The organism is Citrobacter enshiensis (genome assembly GCF_029338175.1).
GTDB lineage: Bacteria > Pseudomonadota > Gammaproteobacteria > Enterobacterales > Enterobacteriaceae > Citrobacter_D > Citrobacter_D enshiensis.
Window position 1 is genome coordinate 4460244 of the sequence record NZ_CP119862.1, and the last position, 23550, is coordinate 4483793.

Here is a 23550-nt window from a genome sequence, read left to right on the forward strand (position 1 = left end):
CGGCAAGCGGCCTCTGTCCAGGCCTGATAAGCGCAGCGCCATCAGGCCTGGAAGGCGACATCACATAAGGAGGATCCTGTCCATGAAACGCTCCGAAATAAACGAAATCCTCGGTCATACACGGCAGTTTTTTTCCATGCATGACGTCCATCTTCCGCCCTTCGCCAGCTTTGCGCCAACGCAATGGCGACAGCTGGATGCCGAGGTCTGGCGTGAAGTGTTCGATCTCAAGCTTGGCTGGGATGTGACGGCTTTTGGCGGGGAAAACTTTGCCGCCTTAGGGTTAACGCTGTTTACCCTGCGCAACGGTTCACCTAACGCCTTCCCTTACGAAAAGTGCTACGCCGAAAAAATCATGCATGTGCGGGACGCGCAAATCACGCCGATGCATTTTCACTGGCGCAAGCATGAGGACATCATCAATCGCGGCGGCGGTAATCTGATCGTTGAGTTGTGGAACGCCGACGCCCACGATCAAACAGATAACAGCGCTGTCACGGTGGTGATTGATGGCTGCCGACAAACCCACGCGGCGGGCAGCCAGCTGCGCCTGATGCCTGGAGAGAGCATCTGCCTGACGCCCGGTCTGTATCACAGCTTTTGGGCAGAGTCTGGATTCGGCGATGTGCTGGTCGGCGAAGTCTCTTCCGTCAATGACGACGACCACGACAACCACTTCCTGCAGCCACTCGCCCGTTATAACGACATTGAAGAAGATGAACCGGCGCAACTGGTGCTGTGTAACGAGTATCGACTGTTCCGTTGAACAAGGAGGCTGTTATGCCACTGATTTCTCTTGCTGATGGGCTCGCCCACGCCCGTGAGCATCGCTACGCGTTAGGGGCGTTTAACGTCCTGGACTCCCACTTTTTGCGCGCGCTGTTTGCCGCGGCGAAGCAGGAACGGTCGCCGTTTATCATCAATATTGCCGAAGTGCATTTTAAGTACGTCTCGCTGGATTCGCTGGTCGAGATGATTAAATTCGAGGCTGCCCGCCACGACATTCCGGTGGTGCTTAATCTCGACCACGGTCTGCATTTTGAATCGGTGGTTCAGGCGCTACGTCTGGGCTTTAGTTCGGTGATGTTTGACGGCTCGACGCTGGAGTATGAAGAGAACATTCGCCAGACCCGCGAAGTGGTAAAAATGTGCCACGCCGTGGGCGTATCCGTAGAGGCTGAGCTGGGAGCCGTCGGCGGTGACGAAGGCGGCGCGCTGTATGGTCATGCCGACGAATCGCTGTTTACCGACCCGCTGCTGGCGCGGGACTTTGTCGACAGAACCGGGATTGACGCCCTCGCGGTCGCCATCGGCAACGCGCACGGTAAGTACAAAGGCGAGCCGAAACTCGACTTCCCACGTTTAGATGAAATCCGCCAACAGGCCGCGATCCCACTGGTGCTGCACGGCGGTTCCGGTATCAGCGACGCTGATTTTCGTCGCGCCATCGAACTGGGTATTCACAAAATCAACTTCTACACCGGAATGTCGCAGGCGGCGCTGGCCGCCATCGAATTGCGCATGGCGAACCGCCAGCCGCTGTACGATGAATTTGCCGAGCTATTGCTGGGTATTGAGGCCGCAATTACCGATACCGTCTCTGAGCAGATGCGCATTTTTGGCAGCGCGGGGCAAGTGTGATGGAACGCAAAGGCATCATCGCCGCGGGCAATATGCTGGTCGATCACGTGCATCAAATTGTGCAGTGGCCGGAGCGCGGCTGGCTGGCGGAAATTAGTCACAGCGAGCGCTCTACGGGCGGCGCACCGCTCAACGTCTTGTTGACGCTGGCAAAGATGCATACCGGTTTGCCTTTGCAGGCGGTGGGGCTTATCGGTCAGGACAGCGACGGCGACTACATTATGGCGATGCTGGAGCAGTATCATGTCAATCGCCAGCACGTGCAGCGCACCACCTTCGCACCGACCTCAATGTCGCAAGTCATGACCGACCCCAGCGGCCAGCGCACCTTTTTTCACTCGCCTGGCGCAAACCGCCTGCTGGATCTGCCCGCCTTTGATCGGCTCGACAACTCAATGAAAATCTTCCATCTCGGTTATCTGCTGCTGCTCGACAGTCTGGATATGCCGGATGGCCAGTACGGTACGCGCAGCGCGCGGCTACTGGCGCAGATGCGCGAGAATGGGTTTGAAACGTCGCTGGACCTGGTCTCACGCAAGGGCGACCCGCGTTATCAGCCGCTGGTGTTGCCCGCGTTGCCTCATCTTGATTATCTGGTGATTAACGAGCTGGAAGCCGGTGAGTTCAGCGGTCTGGAGATTCGTTATCCGGACGGCGGGCCACATATTCCGCACATCGCCAGCATCGCGCGGGAGTTGCTCAACGCGGGCGTTCGACAGCGCGTGGTGATCCACTGCCCGGAAGGGGCGTGGGGGGAAACGCCGGATCAGCCTGGCGTCTGGATACCGTCGCAGAAACTGGCGCAGGAGGAGATCGTCGGCAGCGTTGGCGCAGGCGACGCCTTTTGCGCGGGCTTCCTGTACGGCTGTCATGAGTCATGGTCGCTGGCCGACAGCATTACGCTGGCGCATGCCTGCGCACGGGCTAGCCTGCTGTGTGCGAACGCCATTGACGGCGCCAAAACGCTGGCGGAGTTAAAGGCGGAAATGCCGGATACTTGATGAATTTCAGCGGTCGGATCAACAACACTATGCCGCCTTGTCGTGATGCTGAACGTCGGCGGCAAACACATACCCCAGACCGCGTATCGTTTTTATCAGCGTCGGCTGATGCGGATTGGCTTCAATTTTGCGGCGCAAACGCATGATTAACACATCGATGGTGCGGTCAAACACCTCGATGCTGTCGCTGTGCGTGAGTGCCAGCAACTGCTCGCGGCTCAGAACCCGACGGGCATTTTGCGCCAACGCCAATAGCAGACTGTACTCCCCTTGCGTCAGATCTATCGTTTGCTGCTGCGGATCACGCAACTGGCAACGCCCGGTATCCAGATGCCAGCCGTTAAAAGAAAGGCCAGAGATTTGCGTCACGCCGCCTTCGGCTACCGGTACGCCGCCCCGGCGCAACACGGCTTTGACGCGCGCCACCACCACCCGGGGATTAAACGGTTTGCAGATGTAATCATCCGCCCCCATTTCCAGCCCCACCACCACATCAGACTCGCTGCTTATCCCTGTCAACATCACCACGGGCAGCGTCGGCCTGATTTTCTGGACCTGCTGTAACACCATCAATCCGTTTATGTCGGGCAGCATCATGTCCAGCAGGACCAGCGCAATCTCGGGGCGCTCTTCGACGCAGCGTATCGCCTCCTGTCCGGTATGGCAGGCGGTAACCGCAAAAACATGCTCGCTCAACACATCCTGCAGCAGTGCGCAGATTGCGGTGTCATCATCCACGATCAAAACAGCAGGCTTCATCATCCTTCCCCTTTCGTCTCTCACTCAGATGAGTGTGAATGATTCTGCCCGGAGTAACAGAAATTGCGCAGGAGGAGATGCTGGAAACATAAGCACCGTCACATTGACTGGCTGTCACATATTTTGAATTCGTCACGTCAAAACTGACGACAGCCTGCTTTTCGTCAGCATTTTGCCCAAAATTTGCCCGTAATATCAGGGAATGCCCACAATAAAAAGATGGCATAAAAGATGCATACTGAAGGCGACAGCGCGTATGCGCGATTTGATTAACTGGAGCGAGACCGATGAAAAAAGTCGTCACGGTTTGCCCATATTGCGCATCAGGTTGCAAAATCAACCTGGTGGTCGATAACGGCAAAATCGTTCGGGCGGAGGCGGCGCAGGGGAAAACCAATCAGGGTACCTTGTGTCTGAAGGGCTATTATGGCTGGGATTTTATCAATGATACCCAGATCCTGACCCCGCGCCTGAAAACCCCTATGATCCGTCGCCATCGTGGCGGCAAACTGGAATCCGTGTCCTGGGATGAAGCGCTGAATTACGTTGCTGACCGCCTGAGCGCCATCAAAGCGAAGTATGGCCCGGATGCCATTCAGACCACCGGCTCCTCCCGCGGTACCGGTAATGAAACCAACTATGTAATGCAAAAATTCGCGCGCGCCGTTATTGGTACCAATAACGTTGACTGCTGCGCTCGCGTCTGACACGGCCCATCGGTTGCAGGTCTGCACCAATCGGTCGGTAACGGCGCAATGAGTAATGCTATCAATGAAATTGATAACACAGATTTAGTGTTCATCTTCGGGTATAACCCGGCGGATTCCCACCCTATCGTGGCGAATCACGTGATCAACGCTAAACGTAACGGGGCGAAAATTATCGTCTGCGATCCGCGCAAAATCGAAACCGCGCGTATTGCCGATATGCACGTTGCATTGAAAAACGGCTCGAATATCGCGCTGCTCAATGCGATGGGCCACGTCATTATTGAAGAAAACCTGTACGACCAGGCGTTCGTTGCCTCCCGTACGGAAGGGTTTGAAGAGTATCGTAAGATTGTCGAGGGCTATACCCCGGAATCCGTTGAAGAGATAACCGGCGTTAGCGCACAGGAAATTCGTCAGGCTGCGCGTATGTACGCAACCGCGAAAAACGCGACAATCCTGTGGGGCATGGGCGTTACCCAGTTCTATCAGGGCGTCGAAACCGTGCGTTCACTGACCAGCCTCTCCATGCTGACCGGTAACCTCGGTAAACCGAGCGTGGGCGTTAACCCGGTTCGTGGCCAGAACAACGTTCAGGGCGCCTGCGACATGGGTGCGCTGCCGGATACCTATCCGGGATATCAGTACGTGAAGTTCCCGGAAAACCGCGAGAAATTCGCCAAAGCCTGGGGCGTGGAAAGTCTGCCGGCGCATACCGGCTATCGCATCAGCGAACTGCCGCACCGTGCGGCCCACGGCGAAGTCCGCGCCGCGTACATTATGGGTGAAGATCCGCTTCAGACCGATGCGGAACTCTCTGCCGTGCGCAAAGGGTTTGAGGATCTGGAACTGGTCATCGTGCAGGACATCTTCATGACCAAAACCGCCGCTGCCGCAGACGTTATTTTGCCGTCTACGTCATGGGGTGAGCATGAAGGCGTCTTCTCTGCCGCTGACCGTGGTTTCCAGCGCTTCTTCAAAGCGGTTGAGCCGAAGTGGGATCTGAAAACAGACTGGCAAATCATCAGTGAAATCGCGACCCGTATGGGCTATCCGATGCACTACAACAACACTCAGGAAATCTGGGATGAGTTGCGCCATCTGTGTCCGGATTTCTACGGTGCCACCTACGAGAAGATGGGCGAACTGGGCTACATCCAGTGGCCATGCCGCGATACGTCGGATGCCGATCAGGGAACCTCTTACCTCTTTAAAGAGAAGTTCGACACCCCGAACGGCCTGGCGCAGTTCTTCACCTGCGACTGGGTAGCGCCCATTGACAAGCTCACCGAAGAGTATCCGATGGTGCTCTCTACGGTGCGTGAAGTCGGCCACTACTCTTGCCGTTCGATGACCGGTAACTGTGCGGCGCTGGCAGCGCTGGCGGATGAACCTGGCTATGCGCAAATCAACACCGCCGACGCTGAGCGTCTGGGTATTAAAGATGAAGAGCTGGTGTGGGTTAACTCACGCAAGGGCAGAGTCATCACCCGTGCGGCCGTGAGCGATCGTCCGAACAAAGGCGCGATTTACATGACCTACCAGTGGTGGATTGGTGCCTGTAATGAGCTGGTGACCGAGAACTTAAGCCCGATTACCAAAACGCCGGAGTATAAATACTGTGCCGTCAACGTTGAACGCATTGCCGATCAGCGCACTGCCGAACAGTATGTGATTGACGAGTACACCAAGCTGAAAACCCGCCTGCGCGAAAGTGCAATGGGCTGATCGGTTTTACCGGTCAACGTTTGATATCCGCCTCAACAGCCTCCTTCTGGAGGCTGTTTTTTTATCCAAAAGATCGCTCTATACTGCTTGTTCCGTACCCTAAACATAAAAATAAGATGAAACGACTTTTCGCATTGATGTTAATGATGACATGCGTTGCCCATGCCGAAGAGCCAGAGCCGGGCAGCCAGTATTTGAAGGCCGCTGAATCCGGAGACCGCCGTGCGCAATACTATCTCGCAGACAGTTGGTTTAGCTCCGGTGATCTGAGCAAGGCCGAATTCTGGGCGCAAAAATCGGCGGATAACGGTGATGCGGACGCCTGCGCATTACTGGCGCAAATCAAGATCACCAATCCGGTGAGTCTGGATTACCCCGAGGCCAGGACGCTCGCCGAAAAAGCCGTACAGGCGGGGAGTCTGCCGGGCGAAATTACGCTGGCGCGTATTTTGGTCAATACCCAAGCGGGTCACCCCGATTACCCAAAAGCGATCTCACTGCTGCAAAACGCCTCTGAAAATCTGGAAAATGACTCTGCCGTCGACGCGCAAATGCTGCTCGGGTTGATTTACGCCAACGGTGTGGGGATCCCCGCAGACGACGCTAAAGCCACCTGGTACTTCAAGCGTAGCTCCGCGATTTCCCGTACCGGATATTCCGAATACTGGGCCGGAATGATCTTCCTGAACGGCGAACAGGGTTTTATCGAGAAGAATAAACAAAAGGCGCTGCACTGGTTGAATCTGAGCTGTATGGAAGGATTTGATACCGGCTGTGAAGAGTTTGAAAAGTTAACCAATGGGTGAATCAGATTGCCTGATGGCGACGCTCTCGCGTCTTATCAGGCCTACAAAGGAAGCGTAGGCCGGATAAGCGAAGCGCCATCCGGCAATCAACCCGCAATCAATTACTGATCGGCGGTTTTATCGAATTTGCCCAGCACTTCGCGCTCATACGCCAGCGCTTTTTTACGGTCAAACTTGTGTTCCCACTTGGCAATAACCAACACCGCCAGCGCATTGCCCACCACGTTCAGCGCCGTACGCGCCATGTCGAGGATACGGTCAACACCGGCAATAAACGCCAGACCTTCCAGCGGGATCCCCACGCTACCCAACGTTGCCAACAGCACCACGAAAGATACGCCCGGCACGCCAGCAATCCCTTTTGATGTCACCATTAACGTCAGCACCAGCACGATTTCCTGCCACAGCGACAGGTCGATGCCGTACAGCTGCGCGATAAAAATGGCCGCAATACTCTGGTACAGCGTTGAGCCATCGAGGTTAAAGGAGTAGCCGGTTGGCACCACGAAACTGGTGATCGACGCCGGTGCGCCATAGGCTTCCATCTTCTCAATGATACGCGGCAGCACGCTCTCCGAGCTGGCCGTCGAGTACGCCAGAATCAATTCATCCTTCAGGATACGAATCAGGATCCAGATGCTCAGCCCGCATATCCGCGCCACAATTCCCAGCACCACCAGGGCAAAGAACAGAATCGCGAAGTGAACCAGCAGCACCAGTTTCGCCAGCGGCCACAGCGAGGCAAAACCAAAGTTGGCGACGGTGACGGCGATCAACGCAAACACACCGACTGGCGCATAGCGCATCACCATGTGCGTCACTTTGAACATGGTTTCTGAGATAGAGCGGAACACCGCCACCAGCGGTTCGCGGTGCGTTGACGGCAGCGATGACAGGCCGAGACCAAACAGTACCGAGAAGAAGATAATCGGCAGCATGTCACCTTTTGCCATCGACGCGATGATGTTGGTCGGCACCAGCGACAAAATGGTGCCCATCAAGCCATGCGCGTGGCTCTGCACCTCTGCCGTCGTGTTCTGATATTTCGAAATATCCGCCGTCGCCAGCTGCGACATATCGATCCCGGAACCGGGCTGGAACACGTTCGCCAGGGTAATCCCAAGGATAATGGCAACGGTCGTGATCACTTCGAAATAGATAATGGTTTTGGCGCCAATACGCCCCAGTTGCTTCGCGTCACCGACGCCTGCAATACCGACCACAAGGGTGGAGATCACAATCGGCACAACGATCATTTTGATCAGGTGGATAAAGATATCACCCGCCGGAGAGAGCAGGTTTACAACCAGCCATTCGCGGCTGTCACTGTGATAATGCAGATAACTGCCCAGCAGAATGCCCAGCACCATAGCCAGCAAAATTTGCCAGGCCAGGCTGATTTTCATGTTTTTCATAACGACAGACTTCCTCAATGAAGCGCCATTCTACGTGCGCTGACGTGAGAATGGTTACATACTGAAAGGGTATGAATTGTGTTGTGTACGTTTGTAGTGTTTTTTAACGGGCATAATCAGTACCATTTACACGGCATCTTGTGCAACCCTTTAAGAACGGGGCTTTTCGCTAATTTAATGCATAATAATGCGAATTTATTGCGATAATCATCAATAACTATTTGTTATAAAAAGATTTTTATAGCCATTGTTTTTAATAATACATTTTTGGAATCATTTTAATCTTTTTGTTCATTTGCTTATTTTATAAGCATCAAAAAAGACCAAAATCACAAAAAAGTGAAATCATTTCTGCTGATTCCGCAACAATTTCGCCATATTAATAGCGTCTATGAGTTGCACGCGGTTAACTCTCGGCGAGTTCAAATCCAGTAATTGTTGCCACAATGAAATGGCTTGTACGTAGTTAGCCTGCATAAACGCATCAGAGGCCAATAACATCAACGCCGTCACTTCCGTCGCATCCAGCGCCAGCGCTTTATCAATCATTTCGCGCGTCGCTGGCGTCATATGCTGCCCGGACTGGTAGTACAACACCGTTGCCAGCGCCGAATAAATCTCCGCGTTTTCGCCCTTCAGGCGCAGTGCCTGACGGTAGGCCAGCAGCGCATTGTGATACGCGTTGCGCCACAGATAATACTCGCCGAGCATCGCCCACTGCTCACTGTCCTGCGGATTCGCGCGAATTTTTGCCTGCAACGCCAGCAGCTGTTTTTCAGGGGTCTGCTCATCAGCAAAAACGTGTAGCGGGTCCGCCAGCCGCTGCTGCTCCTGGCGCACCGCATGCCATTTCGGGCTAAGCAGATAACCACCGACGCAGAGCAGCAGCACGCCTGCCGCAGCAACTGTCAGCGCTTTCACCGGCAACGGACGTAAGGGTACGCTCATCACCGTCGGTTCGGCTAGATCGTGATGTAGCTCACTCTGCAAGGGTGTTGCGGCCCCCTCAGAGATCTGCTGACTGGCCTGGCGCTGGCTGTGACGCAGCAGCAGTACGCTCACCTGATGCAAACTCATTCGTCCTCCTTTTTACTCTGGCTGACGCTCGCTCGCCATAAGAGGAGACCTGCCAGTAACAGCAGTACGCACGGCAACGCCCACAGCACGATCGTTTGTCCCGTCAACGGTGGGTTATAGAGGACAAATTCGCCGTAGCGTTGCGTCATCCAGCGCGTGATCTCCTCTTCGCTTTTCCCTTGTGCCACCATGGTAAAAACCTGGTGGCGCATACTCACCGCAACAGGCGCATTGGATTCCAGCAAGTTTTGATTCTGGCACTGCGGACAACGCAACTGGCTGGCAATAAACAGGGACTTTTCCTGCTGTTGCGGGCTTTCAAAGGCCCAGGTGTCTACAACCTGCGCATGGCCGGGAAAGGAGATGAAAAGCAGCATCAAGGTTAAGAGTAAAAGTGTGATGCCGGGTGGCGGCGTAAACGCCTTATCCGGCCTACGAAGTGCGCCAATTCTAGGCCGCATAAGCGTCGCGTCATCCGGCAAAAATGGGGTCATTTTAGGCATCGCGTTTTCTCCCTCGCCATCCGCTGAGCAACGCACCGAACACCATCAACAGCCCACCGCCCCATATCCAGCGAACGCCGGTCTGCACGTACAAACGCATGGCGTAACGGTCCTGCCCGGTTTTTTCACCGATGACCGCATACCAGTCGTGGAGCAGATTCCAGCGAATACCCGGTTCCATCATCTGCTGGCGACGCGCAGCATAGAAGCGCCGTTCAGGCAGCAGACTGCCAATACGCTTCTTATCCTGCCACAGCGAAATCAGCGCCTTCTCGGTGGTGTAGTTCCCCTTTGCTTCCAGGTCGAGGCGCTCATAACGGAAGGTATAGCCCGCCAGCTCAACCTGCTGTCCCGGACTCAGATTAAGGCTTACCTCCTGTCGGCTCCCGCTGGAGAAGATGATCCCCGCCGCCACAATCAGTACCCCACTGTGCGCCAGCAGCGCCGGAAGCTGACGGCGCAACGCATCAGCGGGCTGAAACCAGAGCCGTAGCATCACCGCCGCCACCAGGCCACACGCCAGCGCTTCTGCCGCACCGAGCGGCCAGCACAGCGCTACCGCCAGCAACCCCATCGCAAAGGGCCATACCCGACGGCGCAGGGAGATGGGCGGCGAACGTTTCCAGAATCCGCCCGCCGAGAGCCCTATCACCACCAGCATCAGCAGACCAAATGGCAACGTGGCGCGGTTAAAATAAGGGGCGCCAACAGAGAGTCGCCCCCACCCCAACAGGCCGTAGAGCATGGGGTAGAGCGTACCGATGAGCACAATCAGCAGTACCGCGCTAAAAAACAGCAGCGCCGCCAGAATCAGCATTTCGCGCGACCAGAGGGTGAACCGCGCGGCCTGCTGTGTGACCCGCGCCCGCCAGCCGTACAGACCCAGCGATGCCAGGCTCAGGGCACAGAAGAGTCCAAACAGCGGTACGGCGCGCACGTTATCCAGCGCAAAGGCGTGTACGGAAACCAAAATGCCGGAACGCACAATCAGCGTGCCCAACAGCGAAAGGATCAGGGTCAGAATGGCCAGCAGCAGCGACCAGTGGCGGAAGATGCCACGCTGACGTGAGACATACAGGCTGTGCAGCAACGCGCTGGCGGAAAGCCAGGGCAATAAGGAGGCGTTTTCCACCGGGTCCCAGAACCACCAGCCACCCCAGCCCAGTTCGCAATACGCCCACCATGAACCAAGAATGATACCGAGCGTCAGCGCGCACCAGCCGGGCAACGCCCAACGCCAGCAGACCCAGGCCGTTGCCGCGCTAAAACCGCCGCGCAACAGTGACGCTAACGCCACGCCCGCCGCCACCATCAAACCGCCGTAGCCAAGATAGAGCAGCGGAGGATGGAGAATTAACCCGAGATGTTGCAGCATCGGATTGAGATCGCGTCCTTCGATGGCAGGCGGAAACAGGCGCACAAACGGATCGGACCACACCACCACGAACAGCAGCAGTAAGGCCGTGATGACTGACAAAATGCTGAGCGTCAGCGGGAACAGAGAGTCAGACTCTCTGCGATAACGCCAGGCAAACAGCGCCCCCCAGCCGGAAAGCAACAACACCCACAGCAGCAGAGATCCTTCGTGACCACCCCACACTGCCGCCAGTTTTAATCCCCACGGCAATAAACGGTAGCTGTGCTGGGCAACATAAACGACCGAGAAGTCGCTGGTGAGAAAGCAGATGACCAGAATGGAAAACGCGAGCAGTAACAGGACAAACTGCGCCAGCACGCCCACCGTCGCCAGAGGCATAACACGCTGCCAGCGCAGGCGAACACCTGCCAGCGTGACAAGCGGGGTCAACACGTTGACCCCGAGACTCAATAGCAGCGCCAGAAACCCGGCTTCAGGAAGGAAGAGATCCAAAAAGCTATGCCACCGTCAGTTGCCCTGCATAAAGAATAAAGAAGCGCAGTAACAACACACCGGTCAGACTGGCGCCGCATACCGCCAGCACGCCATGGAACGTCGAACCGCGATTCGCCCAGGGCTTCAGCAGCATCGGCACAATCAATCCCAATCCCGCCACGCCCAGCCAGAACCACCAGGTCCAGAATCCGCCGCCCAATGCCGCCGACAGGGCGCGCATTTTGCCGTCATCGCCCAATGCCAGCCCGATGAAAAACGCCGCCAGCAGGAAGATTTCCAGCCACACCACCGGGGTTTCCATGCGGTGCACAAAGTGCGCTTCGGTGCTGTGCGGATTGCCGCGATGGCGCAAGGCCATGGCGATCAGGGCCACCGCCGCCCCGGAAGAGATCCCCGAGAACAGGAACAGGACCGGCAAAATCGGGTTATTCAGGAACGGATAGGATTTCAGCGCCGAGAGCAGAAAACCGGTATACGCCCCGAGCAGCACCGCCAGTACCAGCATCACCGTTTCAAGCAAGCGATGGTACGGCGTCAGCAGCGTGAGTACCTTCGGCACCAGCTCCAGACGCGGCAACCAGCGCTGTTGCAGGGCAATCACCTCTTTTTCAAAGATTTTTGCCAGCCACAGGGCAAGCACCACCATATAAAGCTGGAACAGCATGACCCCCATCGACATCACCGAGGTGAAACTGTAGTGGAACATCAGCTTCCAGAAGGTCCACGGGCGCGTCAGGTGGAAGACGAGGATCAGCAGACCGAGAATAATCGCGCCCGGCCCCACCACCAGCGTCGTCCGCAGCAGCGTGCTGTCCGCCCCGCCCGCCTCTGGATGGAAACGCCGCAGCAAAATGGCCAGTGTGACCAGCCCGGCGGAGATCCCAATCAAAAACAGGTAGATGGCGATGGGCCAGTCCCACACCAGCGATTCAAAATGGAAAGCAGAAGCGTGTGTCATTGGCTCACCTCCCCAAATTTAAAGGGAACGCGGTAGACCTTCGGTTTAGTCCCCAACGCCAGCTTGTAGCGGTAGGTCGTTTTCTGCTGCAACAGACGAGAAATATCGCTATTGGGATCGTCGAGATTGCCAAATGTTAGCGCCTTCGTCGGGCAGGACTCGACGCAGGCTGGCAGCTTGCCCGCTTTCAGATTGGTCTTCCGGCAGAAATCGCACTTATCCGCCGTCTTCGTGACCGGGTGGATAAACCGCACGCGGTACGGACAGGCGGCGATGCAGTACTGACAGCCGACGCAGAGATCCGGATCCACATCCACAATACCGCTGGCGGCATCGCGGAATGAGGCCCCCGTCGGGCAGACGTCAACGCAGGGCGCATGGTCGCAGTGCTGGCACGAGTGACGGAAAAAGCGATATTTCACATCCGGGAATGTGCCCTGCGGCTCGCTACGAATGATCGTCAGCCGCGATACCCCTTCCGGCACCTTATTCACTTCCCGACAGGCATCCATACAGGCGGTACAGCCGATGCACAATGTTTCATCATGCACCATACCGTAACGTACTCCATTGATGTTCAACGTTTTCGCCACCACACGTCCTGCCGTTCCGCTGACCGCCACCAGTGCGCCGACGCGGGTGATAAACTGGCGACGGGAGCAACTCATGGATGCTCCTTAAGCAAGGGAACGGACGCCGGATTAAAGTTCGGATTGTTACGCTGATCGCTGTGGCAATCGACGCAAATCTTGATCCGTTCTTTATCATTTAACGTCTGCATCGTGTCTTGCTTTGGATGCAACGAGTGGCAACTGGCGCACGTCACTTTCGCCACATGGACATCGTGAGGCCAGAACGCTTTTTGCAACTGCTCGGGCAGGTGACAGGACATACAGACACTGTTCTGCTGCTCGACGTTGTACATCGGCTCGTTAAAGCGCATCACATCCTTCACCCCTTCGCGGTGCTGGGGTGACGGCTGGCCATGACAGTTAGTGCAGGTGACCGGCAGTTTGTTATTTGGGTTAATGGCAGAGGCATGTTTACCATGCATACCTTCGGTGTCCGGCTTGTGGCAGTCCAGGCAAGCGGCATCAGGGCTGCGCTGCTGAGTCACCGTCCAGCGTTGTTCAGACGCCTGCGGCGTTGGCGTGGCGGCAATTCCACTCAGGCTCCAGAACAGACCTGACGCCAGCACCCCAGCAGTTAATAACGAACGTAATACGCTCATATTCACTCCGTTGCATAATGCCTGATGGCGCTACGCTTATCAGGCCTACAAGACTTCCGTAGGCCGGATAAAGCGCTTGCGCTGTCATCCGGCAAATTGAGGTTATTGGCTTAACAGACCGTTTTTACGTGCCTGATCTTCCCATTGCGGAATCACCGTTTTAATGAAGTCCTGCTTATCGGCGTTGATTTGCTGCATGTTCAGACCAATCGCCGCCTGGGCTTTCTCTTTAGTGGAGATGTCCGGCAACGGTATTTCATGGGTGATGCCTTTCGTCGCCAACAGACGCACCAGTTTGGTTCGCGCATCAGCGGCTTTGTCCATCGCGCTACCCAGCATCCGCAGACCTTCATCCGGGGCGTGCATATGAATACCGTGCGAGGCAATCGCCAGATCCCAGCGCCACTGAGCATGGCGGATATCGTCCAGAATCGGCTTCATTTCCGCCTCTGTCGCACCAGCATCCCACGCCGCTTTCGCTTCAAAATGGGCATGGACCAGCTGATCCTCAACCTTGATTTTCAGGTCATGAATCGCCTGTTTACGCTCGGCAACGACTTTTTGCAGCGCGGCTTTGTCTTGCGTATGGCAGTTGGCGCAGGTCTGGGCGAAGTTGTCGAACGGATTACCAATCTTATGGTCGGTGTAGAGTTTGCCTTCGGCGTTCTGCACTTTCGGCATGTGGCAATCAATACAGGTCACGTTGTTTTTACCGTGAATGCCCACGCTCCAGGTTTCATACTCCGGGTGCTGCGCTTTTAGCATTGGCGTTTTCGACAGCGAATTGGTCCAGTCGGAGAAGGCGATCGTGTCGTAGTATTTCTCCATATTTTCAACTTTCATGCCTTCATCCCACGGGAATTTGACGGCTTTATTTTTACCGTCAAAGTAGTACTCCACGTGGCATTGACCGCAAACCATCGATTGCTGGTCGAAACGGCTGGCCTTATCAAACGGTTTACCAATGGTCTCCATCGCACGTTCAGCATAGGGGCGCGAGAGCGTTAGCTCCGGTTTGCCTTTGGCGAAGTCTGGCGAGGCGGTGTTATGGCAATCGGCGCAGCCTAAATTGTTAACGATTTCCGGTCCACCACGCGCCCATTTACCGTGGAAGTAGCCGTCTTCACCGTCTTTCTGGATCAAACGCGCGACGTCCGGGCTTTTACAACTCCAGCAGGCCATCGGCAACGGGCCGTCTTCCGCGTTTTTTGGCGCGCCGGTACGCAGGGTTTCGCGAACATCGGTGACCGCATACGCGTGGCCACGCGGTTTGTTGTAATCGCGGGAGAAGGGATATCCCGCCCACAGGATCACCAGTCGCGGGTCTTCAGCCAGCGCATCATCACGGGCTGACTGTTCTGACGTGGCTTTCCATGAGAGGTATTGATCGGGATGTTGAGGGGCGAACGTTTCATTCTTCGCTTCAACGGTAACGGTTTTTGCGGGTACGGGCGTCTGCTCAGCGTAAACGGTGGAAATAAATAAAAAAGGCAATATCAGGCTGAAGAAACGGCGTGCGCGTTGTGTAATCCTTGCCATAGAGGTCTCATCCAGATTGCGCCATTGTCTGCAATGGCGGTTCTTTTATTGTTCTCCCATAACAGCAACCGCACGAACACTGTTATGACATTACTCCCCTCTATGTGTAACAAATAACCACATTAAAAATGTTGTTTTCAATCAATTGTAAGTGCATGTTAAATACCACTTTAGAGTTATTAACCGCCTTTAAAACCCGCTTCTTTTATCAACTTTAGACACAACGCACACTTTCAAGAAAAAACGTATAACGTCATGTTATAGAAAGAATTAACTCATTTTTGCGAGTTCCCTTCAAAAATCAGTTTGCCGCTAATTTGCACAATTCCGTTATTGCGTGATCTGCCGCGCAAATACTAAACAAAACTGTCAAAGTCCCTATATTTAACGTTTATGAGACATATTATTAACATCTTACAAGGAGAACAAAAGCCATGAGCCAAATACATAAACATGCTATTCCCGCAAACATTGCGGATCGTTGCCTGATCAATCCGGAGCAGTACGAAGCCAAATATCAACAGTCAATTAACGATCCCGATACGTTTTGGGGCGAGCAGGGCAAAATTCTCGACTGGATCAAACCGTATCAGAAGGTGAAAAACACCTCCTTTGCTCCAGGTAATGTCTCGATTAAATGGTATGAGGACGGCACGCTGAATCTGGCGGCAAACTGCCTTGACCGTCACCTGCAAGAAAACGGCGATCGCACCGCCATCATCTGGGAAGGCGACGACGCCTCACAGAGCAAACACATTACCTATCGCGAATTGCATCGCGACGTCTGCCGTTTCGCCAACACCCTGCTTGAGCTGGGCATTAAAAAGGGCGACGTTGTGGCCATCTATATGCCGATGGTGCCGGAAGCGGCGGTCGCGATGCTGGCTTGTGCCCGTATCGGTGCCGTGCATTCGGTTATCTTTGGCGGCTTCTCACCGGAAGCCGTTGCCGGGCGCATTATCGACTCCAGCTCCCGTCTGGTGATTACCTCCGATGAAGGGGTACGCGCCGGGCGCAGCATCCCACTGAAAAAGAACGTTGATGACGCGCTGAAAAACCCCAACGTGAAGAGCGTTGAGCATGTGGTGGTTCTGAAGCGCACGGGCGGAAAAATTGACTGGCAGGAAGGTCGTGACCTGTGGTGGAGCGATCTGATTGAGCAGGCCAGCGCCGATCATCAACCTGTCGAAGTGAACGCCGAAGACCCGCTGTTCATCCTCTACACGTCCGGTTCCACTGGCAAACCTAAAGGCGTGCTGCATACCACCGGGGGTTATCTGGTGTATGCCGCCACTACATTCAAATATGTCTTTGACTATCACCCAGGCGATATTTACTGGTGTACCGCCGATGTGGGCTGGGTCACCGGACACAGCTACCTGCTGTACGGCCCGCTGGCCTGCGGCGCAACGACCCTGATGTTTGAAGGCGTACCGAACTGGCCAACCCCTGCGCGGATGTCGCAAGTGGTGGACAAACACCAGGTCAATATCCTCTACACCGCGCCTACCGCCATTCGCGCCCTGATGGCAGAAGGCGATAAGGCCATTGAAGGTACTGACCGCTCTTCCCTGCGTATCCTCGGTTCGGTTGGCGAACCTATCAACCCGGAAGCCTGGGAATGGTACTGGAAGAAGATCGGTAACGAGAAATGCCCGGTGATAGACACCTGGTGGCAGACGGAAACCGGTGGCTTTATGATCACGCCAATGCCGGGCGCTACTGCGTTAAAAGCAGGCTCCGCGACACACCCCTTCTTCGGCGTACAACCTGCGCTGGTGGATAACGAAGGCAATCCGCAGGAAGGCGCAGCCGAAGGCAATCTGGTGATCACAGATTCCTGGCCAGGCCAGGCGCGCACGCTGTTTGGCGATCACGAACGCTTTGAGCAAACCTACTTCTCGACCTTCAAAAATATGTATTTCAGCGGTGATGGCGCGCGTCGTGACGAAGACGGCTACTACTGGATCACCGGGCGTGTCGATGACGTACTGAACGTCTCCGGTCACCGTCTGGGGACGGCGGAGATCGAGTCAGCGCTGGTGTCGCATCCAAAGATCGCCGAAGCGGCGGTAGTCGGTATTCCGCACAGCATCAAGGGCCAGGCGATTTATGCCTACGTGACGCTGAATCACGGCGAAGAACCGTCACCGGAGCTGTATACCGAAGTGCGCAACTGGGTGCGTAAAGAGATTGGCCCGCTGGCGACGCCAGATGTGCTGCACTGGACCGACTCTCTGCCCAAAACCCGTTCAGGCAAGATTATGCGCCGTATTCTGCGCAAGATCGCGGCGGGCGATACCAGCAATCTGGGCGATACCTCAACCCTCGCCGATCCGGGCGTGGTAGAGAAACTGCTCGAAGAGAAGCAGGCCATCGCAATGCCATCGTAATTCCTACCCCTACCCTCTCCCAAACCGGGAGAGGGATATTAAAAAAAACTTCCCTAAAGGATTTTGTGTTGCAGGACTGCGACAGCAGGCAAGTTATGCCCGCAACATGAAAGACGAAGGGAATACCTCTGGAGACTCTGTGATGAATGACACTATTTATCAGCGGATAGAAGACAGCGCGCATTTCAGGGAGTTAGTTGAAAAACGGCAACGGTTTGCCACCATTCTGTCGATAATCATGTTGGTCGTGTATATCAGCTTTATTCTACTGATCGCCTTTGCGCCTGGCTGGCTGGGTACCCCGTTACACGCGGGCACCAGCGTCACCCGGGGTATTCCCATTGGTGTCGGGGTGATTCTTATCTCCTTCATTCTGACCGGCATTTATATCTGGCGCGCGAACAACGAATTCGACCGTCTGAACAACGCGGTACTGCACGAGGTAAAAGCATCATGAAGAGAGTCCTGACGGCGCTTGCCGCCACACTACCTTATGCTGCCAACGCAGCGGATGCGATTAGTGGTGCAGTTCAACGCCAGCCAACCAACTGGCAAGCGATCATCATGTTCCTGATTTTCGTCGTGTTTACGCTTGGTATTACCTACTGGGCCTCTAAACGCGTGCGCTCGCGTAATGACTACTACACCGCAGGCGGCAACATTACCGGCTTCCAGAACGGGCTGGCGATTGCGGGCGATTATATGTCCGCCGCCTCCTTCCTGGGGATCTCCGCACTGGTCTTTACCTCCGGCTACGACGGGCTGATCTACTCGCTGGGCTTTTTGGTCGGCTGGCCGATCATTCTGTTCCTGATTGCGGAACGCCTGCGTAACCTGGGGCGTTATACCTTTGCGGATGTGGCCTCTTACCGCCTGAAGCAAGGGCCGATCCGTATTCTTTCCGCCTGCGGCTCACTGGTCGTCGTGGCGCTGTATCTGATCGCTCAGATGGTCGGCGCGGGTAAATTGATCGAGCTGCTGTTCGGTCTGAACTACCACGTTGCGGTCGTGCTGGTCGGCGTACTGATGATGATGTACGTACTGTTCGGCGGCATGCTGGCAACCACCTGGGTACAGATTATCAAAGCGGTGCTGTTGCTGTTCGGCGCCAGCTTTATGGCCTTTATGGTGATGAAGCACGTCGGCTTTAGCTTCAACAATCTGTTCACCGAAGCCATGGCGGTACACCCGAAAGGCTCTGCCATCATGAGCCCTGGTGGACTGGTGAAAGATCCGATTTCCGCACTTTCGCTGGGGCTGGGTCTGATGTTCGGTACCGCGGGCTTGCCGCACATTCTGATGCGTTTCTTCACGGTCAGCGATGCCCGCGAAGCGCGTAAGAGCGTGTTCTACGCCACCGGCTTTATGGGTTACTTCTACATCCTGACCTTTATCATCGGTTTTGGTGCCATCATGCTGGTCGGTGCTAACCCCGAGTACAAGGATGCAGCAGGCACGCTGATTGGCGGCAACAACATGGCGGCGGTACACCTGGCCAATGCGGTGGGCGGCAACCTGTTCCTCGGCTTTATCTCTGCGGTCGCCTTCGCCACCATTCTGGCGGTGGTCGCAGGTCTGACGCTGGCCGGGGCGTCAGCAGTCTCTCACGATCTGTACGCCAACGTATTCCGTAAAGGCGCAACCGAACGTGAAGAACTGCGGGTGTCGAAGATAACAGTACTGGTGCTGGGCGTGATTGCTATCGTGCTGGGCGTGCTGTTTGAAAACCAGAACATCGCCTTCATGGTAGGCCTGGCGTTTGCGATTGCGGCAAGCTGCAACTTCCCGATCATCCTGCTTTCGATGTACTGGTCAAAACTGACCACCCGGGGTGCGATGCTAGGCGGCTGGTTAGGTCTGTTAACCGCCGTGGTGCTGATGGTGCTTGGCCCAACCATTTGGGTAAAAATCCTCGGTCACGAAACAGCCATCTTCCCGTATGAATATCCGGCATTGTTCTCTATCTCCGCCGCTTTCCTCGGGATCTGGTTCTTCTCTGCAACCGATAACTCCGAAGAAGGTAATCGCGAGCGTGAGCAGTTCCGCGCCCAGTTTATTCGTTCCCAGACCGGCCTTGGCGTAGAGCAAGGTCGCGCACATTAATCTCTCCTCCTCCCCGGCCATTTTGGCCGGGGATCACATTTTTAGATCTGCGTTCTCCCCCTCTCCTGCAATAGCGGTACAGTACCTAAAGCAAATTGAAACGCCGTTTTTATTACATCAATACATTAATTCATTTAGTGGAAAGAGGATGCTATGAAAAAATATGCCCTGGTGGGAACCGGTGGGCGTGCGGGACTGTATATCTCGGCAATTGGCGGGCAATGGCAGGAGAACGCCCGGCTGGTCGCCTTTTGCGATACTAACCAAACCCGTATGAACTACGCCAATCAGTTGCTGGAGAAAGAAGGCGCAGTCCCCGCCTCCACCTGGAAAGCCCAGCAGTTTGAAGAGATGATCCGCGAAACCCGTCCGGATATCATTATTGTCACGACAATGGATCGCACGCATGACGATTACATCGTCCGGGCGCTGCACGCTGGCTGCGATGTGATCACAGAAAAGCCGATGACCATCGATGAAAAGCGCGCACTGCGCATCCTTGATGCCATTGAGGAAACCGGCAGGCAGGTACGGGTCGCCTTTAACTATCGCTATGCCCCACACCACAGCAAAGTGCGTGAACTGTTGATGAACGGCACCATTGGCGAGGTTTACTCCGTTCATTTTGAATGGCTACTGAATACGGAGCACGGGGCCGATTATTTCCGTCGCTGGCACCGTGAAAAACGCAACAGCGGCGGTCTGCTGGTGCATAAATCCACCCACCATTTTGACCTGATGAACTTCTGGCTGGGGAGCTACCCGGAGCGTGTTTATGCCGAAGGCGGCCTGCGTTTTTACGGTAAAGAGAACGCCGAACGCCGTGGCGTGACGCAATTTTACCCGCGCGCTCACGGTTACTCACGCGCCAAAAATGATCCGTTTGCGCTACAGATGGCAGAAAACCCGCAGCTTAAAGCGCTCTATCTGGATGCCGAACATGAGGACAATTACTTCCGCGATCAAAGCGTGTTCAGCGACGGCATTACCATTGAAGACACCATGTCGGTGCTGGTGAAATACCAGAATCAGGTGCAGCTGACCTACTCACTGAATACGTATTTGCCATGGGAAGGGTTAAACGTGGTCTTTAACGGCAGTGAAGGACGCCTGGAGATGAAGATTGTTGAGAAATCTTACGTGAACGCAGGGGGTGAACGTGAGAATGAGGGCAGTCTTGAGGCCTGCGATATCACCGTTTATCCGATGTTTGCCGCACCGTGGAAGGCGGAGTTCACTCTGGGAGAAGGCGGACATGGGGGTGGTGATAACGCCATGCTGGCAGACCTGTTCGGCGAGCCACAGCATGACCCCCTCCAGCGCGCCGCTGACCACCGCGCTGGCGCGATGTCGATACTCACCGGCATCGCCGGAAATATATCTATACAGCAACAGCGCCCGGTGAACTTTAAAGAATTTGAACTGGTTTCACGATTGAAATAAATCGCGAGCGCGAGCCGTTCCGCGACCGTTAATATTATCCCCTTGGTATACTGAGGGGATATCTCAATGGCTGATCCCATGTTAAACGGCGCTGAAAGAAACCCTCTCTGCAAAAGAATTGTTCAATATTAACGTGATAATCCCCCCTATTTAAATTCATCCACATTCCCCATTCTTTTACAATTTTCATACTTTTTACCTATGGCACCTTGTGTAAAAAAATAATTTTAAATCAGCGGATTATTTGTGTTTTTCGCCATATTAAAAACGGAAATAAGTATGGAATGGAATAGAAATGCAGCGGTTGATCACGCCAAAGGGCACGCAAACGCCAGGTCTCTTGGTCGTTGTGCTGAGTACACAAGAGAAGCAATCAGTGCAGGCGGAGTAGAAATTGGTCACACCAATTCAGCTAAAGACTATGGAATATTGTTGGAGAACGCCGGTTTTAGAGCCATAGGCATAGGAGAAAATTTGCTCACAGGAGATGTTGTCATCATACAACCCTATCCGGGCGGAAACCGAAACGGGCATATGGCGATTTTTGATGGCACCACCTGGTACTCTGATTTTCGCCAACGTGATATGTGGGCAGGGCCTGGTTATCGCAGCGCTCATCCATCGTATGTTATCTACAGGAAAAATTAATGCGCGCACTACTTTTGGTATCACTCCTGCTGATGGGGATCACCACTCACGCACAGACGCCTGAAGCAACCGTCAGAGATTTCTATCATTTTTACCTGACGGATTTTGTCTCTGATAGCCACGAAAACCCACTGAATTCCGCTAAAATGCAGCATTACGTCGCGAAAGAGACGCTGACCAGACTTAAAGCCATTCAGGATATCGACGAGCAAGAGATCGTAGAAGCGGACTATTTCACCTACTGCCAGGATTATGCTGCCGAATGGGTACCCGCGCTCGATGTCGGAACCGCCAGGGACGACGCAGGGGGGAAAGTACTGGATGTCTGGCTTGGTATTCAGGATGGCAAAAAACTCAAACTTCGTGACTATTTACGCAAGGAAGACGGCACCTGGAAAATTTACCGGGTGGTCGATGTTTCGAACGGGTATGAGCAAAACATATTTGACGATCAAGCCATTAGCGCGGCCAGAGCCCAAGCCGCCACGCTGTCCCAACACTAGCCATTCGTTGTCATTTTCTGAACCAGAGAAAAAAAGTAAGGGCTTGCCGTATGTCAGGTAGCGCTTCGCTACCCGATTTATCAAAACATCAGCCATCGTATCACTGGCACCGCCAGCACGGTCACAACCCCTGAAAGCATCATCACCAGACTGGCCACGACCCCTTCCTGCTGGCCGAGTTCATAGGATCGCGCGGTTCCCGCACCGTGGGAAGCGGCACCAAATCCCGCCCCTTTTGCCATCCCTTCACGAATAGAGAGACGCAAAAATAGCGCATCGCCGACCGCCATGCCAAATACCCCGGTGACCACGACAAACAGCGCGACTAAATCCGGTTGCCCACCCAACGGTTCTGCCGCCGCCAGCGCAAAGGGCGTGGTGATGGAACGCACCGCCAGACTGCGCTGGATCTCATCCGGCAACGTAAATAAGCGCGCCAGCCACACGGAACTGGTGATAGCCACCACCGTCGCCGTCACCACACCTGCGGTCAGCGACATCCAGTGGCGTTTGATAATCGCGATGTTATCGTAAACCGGTACGGCAAATGCAATGGTCGCCGGGCCAAGCAGCCACAACAGCCAGTGCGATTCGCCAATGTAGTTTTGCCAGGAGATATGTCCAAACACCAGCATCAGCACCAGGAGCGCAGGGGTGAGCACCAGCGGCATTAACGGCAGCTTGCGAAAACGACGGTACAGGCGTTTGTTGGCGAAATAGATAACCAGCGTAACAGCCAGGCACAGTATGCTTAACTGGAAATTACTCACGGTTTAACCTGCTTAACTCGTAGCGATACACTTTGTCCACTACCCACGCAGTGGTGCCCAGCACCATCAGGGTGCTGATTGCGATCACCGCGAAGATCCGCCATCCGTCCACCAGCAGCAGTTGCGTGTAATTAACGACAGCAACCACCGCCGGGATAAAGAACAGCAGCATTTCCGCCAGCAACCAGTGTGCGCCCGCACGAACCCACTTGAGCGGAATCACCCGACAGACAATCAGCGCCAGCATCAATACCATCCCGACCAGATTAGCGGGTAACGGCAGATGCAGCCAGGAGACGAGATATTGGGCAAAAACAAATAAACCTGCATACAGCAGTACCTGAACCGGTACCTGGAGTCGTTGCACAACGGCAGGCGTAACGCGGCTTATCGCCACAGCCATGAGGAAATGTCCTGAAAAATAATACGAAGCGTCAGTATAGAGAGCCTCC

Annotated in this window: 20 protein-coding genes and 1 pseudogene; 11 read left to right on the top strand and 10 right to left on the bottom strand. The window is 54.8% G+C overall.

The window, feature by feature from the left end; genetic code table 11:
* The first annotated feature begins 82 nt into the window (after window positions 1-82).
* The 3 genes from P2W74_RS21265 to P2W74_RS21275 are packed head-to-tail and all read left to right on the top strand — an operon-like array spanning window position 83 to window position 2642.
* On the top strand, window positions 83-766 hold the full coding sequence (locus P2W74_RS21265) for a D-lyxose/D-mannose isomerase (RefSeq protein ID WP_276293124.1): 684 nt from the start codon (window positions 83-85) through the stop codon (window positions 764-766).
* 14 nt (window positions 767-780) lie between these two features.
* The gene (locus P2W74_RS21270) at window positions 781-1641 is read left to right on the top strand and encodes a ketose 1,6-bisphosphate aldolase (RefSeq protein ID WP_276293125.1); all 861 of its coding nucleotides are present in this window, start codon (window positions 781-783) and stop codon (window positions 1639-1641) included.
* Window positions 1638-2642 carry a carbohydrate kinase family protein gene (locus P2W74_RS21275; RefSeq protein ID WP_276293126.1) on the top strand — a complete coding sequence of 335 codons (1005 nt, stop codon included), beginning with the start codon at window positions 1638-1640 and terminating at the stop codon, window positions 2640-2642. Before P2W74_RS21270 ends, P2W74_RS21275 begins: the two co-directional genes overlap by 4 nt.
* Window positions 2643-2669: 27 nt before the next feature.
* On the opposite strand, the gene P2W74_RS21280 is transcribed toward P2W74_RS21275, so the two are convergent.
* On the bottom strand, window positions 2670-3401 hold the full coding sequence (locus P2W74_RS21280; RefSeq protein ID WP_276295248.1) for a response regulator transcription factor: 732 nt from the start codon (window positions 3399-3401) through the stop codon (window positions 2670-2672).
* A gap of 287 nt (window positions 3402-3688) precedes the next feature.
* Here P2W74_RS21280 and fdhF point away from each other — a divergent pair, with 287 nt between their 5' ends.
* Complete coding sequence (gene fdhF / locus P2W74_RS21285) at window positions 3689-5836, top strand: formate dehydrogenase subunit alpha (protein ID WP_276293127.1); 2148 nt, start codon at window positions 3689-3691, stop codon at window positions 5834-5836.
* Window positions 5837-5952: 116 nt separating this feature from the next.
* Window positions 5953-6642 (top strand): Sel1 family TPR-like repeat protein YjcO, encoded by a 690-nt coding sequence (gene yjcO / locus P2W74_RS21290; protein ID WP_276293128.1) that lies wholly within the window; start codon window positions 5953-5955, stop codon window positions 6640-6642.
* A 101-nt stretch (window positions 6643-6743) separates the two neighbouring features.
* On the opposite strand, the gene gltP is transcribed toward yjcO, so the two are convergent.
* The 7 genes and pseudogenes from gltP to nrfA form a co-directional block, all read right to left on the bottom strand.
* Complete coding sequence (gene gltP / locus P2W74_RS21295; protein WP_192613741.1) at window positions 6744-8057, bottom strand: glutamate/aspartate:proton symporter GltP; 1314 nt, start codon at window positions 8055-8057, stop codon at window positions 6744-6746.
* Window positions 8058-8402: 345 nt separating this feature from the next.
* Window positions 8403-9005, bottom strand: coding sequence for a heme lyase NrfEFG subunit NrfG (gene nrfG / locus P2W74_RS21300; protein ID WP_276295249.1), 603 nt, complete (start codon window positions 9003-9005; stop codon window positions 8403-8405).
* Window positions 9006-9130: 125 nt separating this feature from the next.
* Window positions 9131-11507 (bottom strand): annotated as a pseudogene (gene nrfF, locus P2W74_RS21305) (heme lyase NrfEFG subunit NrfF).
* Between the two features lie 4 nt (window positions 11508-11511).
* On the bottom strand, window positions 11512-12468 hold the full coding sequence (gene nrfD, locus P2W74_RS21310; RefSeq protein WP_276293129.1) for a cytochrome c nitrite reductase subunit NrfD: 957 nt from the start codon (window positions 12466-12468) through the stop codon (window positions 11512-11514).
* Window positions 12465-13136: a cytochrome c nitrite reductase Fe-S protein gene (gene nrfC, locus P2W74_RS21315; protein WP_276293130.1), complete on the bottom strand. Its 672-nt coding sequence runs from the start codon at window positions 13134-13136 to the stop codon at window positions 12465-12467. Before nrfC ends, nrfD begins: the two co-directional genes overlap by 4 nt.
* Window positions 13133-13699, bottom strand: a complete 567-nt coding sequence (nrfB, locus tag P2W74_RS21320; protein ID WP_276293131.1) for a cytochrome c nitrite reductase pentaheme subunit — start codon at window positions 13697-13699, stop codon at window positions 13133-13135. Before nrfB ends, nrfC begins: the two co-directional genes overlap by 4 nt.
* Window positions 13700-13801: 102 nt before the next feature.
* Window positions 13802-15238: an ammonia-forming nitrite reductase cytochrome c552 subunit gene (gene nrfA, locus P2W74_RS21325; protein WP_276293132.1), complete on the bottom strand. Its 1437-nt coding sequence runs from the start codon at window positions 15236-15238 to the stop codon at window positions 13802-13804.
* Between the two features lie 434 nt (window positions 15239-15672).
* On the opposite strand from nrfA, the gene acs reads away from it, so the two are divergent.
* The 6 genes from acs (at window position 15673) to P2W74_RS21355 (ending at window position 22328) form a co-directional block, all read left to right on the top strand.
* Window positions 15673-17631, top strand: coding sequence for an acetate--CoA ligase (gene acs / locus P2W74_RS21330; RefSeq protein WP_276293133.1), 1959 nt, complete (start codon window positions 15673-15675; stop codon window positions 17629-17631).
* 142 nt (window positions 17632-17773) lie between these two features.
* A complete protein-coding gene (locus P2W74_RS21335; RefSeq protein WP_276293134.1) occupies window positions 17774-18088 on the top strand; it encodes a DUF485 domain-containing protein in 315 nt (104 codons plus the stop codon).
* A complete protein-coding gene (actP, locus tag P2W74_RS21340; RefSeq protein ID WP_276293135.1) occupies window positions 18085-19734 on the top strand; it encodes a cation/acetate symporter ActP in 1650 nt (549 codons plus the stop codon). The genes P2W74_RS21335 and actP overlap by 4 nt, the downstream gene beginning before the upstream one ends.
* 153 nt (window positions 19735-19887) lie before the next feature.
* Window positions 19888-21177: a Gfo/Idh/MocA family protein gene (locus P2W74_RS21345; protein WP_276293136.1), complete on the top strand. Its 1290-nt coding sequence runs from the start codon at window positions 19888-19890 to the stop codon at window positions 21175-21177.
* Between the two features lie 279 nt (window positions 21178-21456).
* Window positions 21457-21825: a hypothetical protein gene (locus tag P2W74_RS21350; RefSeq protein WP_276293137.1), complete on the top strand. Its 369-nt coding sequence runs from the start codon at window positions 21457-21459 to the stop codon at window positions 21823-21825.
* Complete coding sequence (locus P2W74_RS21355) at window positions 21825-22328, top strand: YqhG/Tai3 family protein (RefSeq protein ID WP_276293138.1); 504 nt, start codon at window positions 21825-21827, stop codon at window positions 22326-22328. Before P2W74_RS21350 ends, P2W74_RS21355 begins: the two co-directional genes overlap by 1 nt.
* Window positions 22329-22408: 80 nt before the next feature.
* On the opposite strand, the gene P2W74_RS21360 is transcribed toward P2W74_RS21355, so the two are convergent.
* Window positions 22409-23098 (bottom strand): LrgB family protein, encoded by a 690-nt coding sequence (locus P2W74_RS21360; protein WP_276293139.1) that lies wholly within the window; start codon window positions 23096-23098, stop codon window positions 22409-22411.
* Complete coding sequence (locus tag P2W74_RS21365) at window positions 23091-23501, bottom strand: CidA/LrgA family protein (RefSeq protein ID WP_276293140.1); 411 nt, start codon at window positions 23499-23501, stop codon at window positions 23091-23093. Before P2W74_RS21365 ends, P2W74_RS21360 begins: the two co-directional genes overlap by 8 nt.
* Window positions 23502-23550 lie beyond the last annotated feature (49 nt).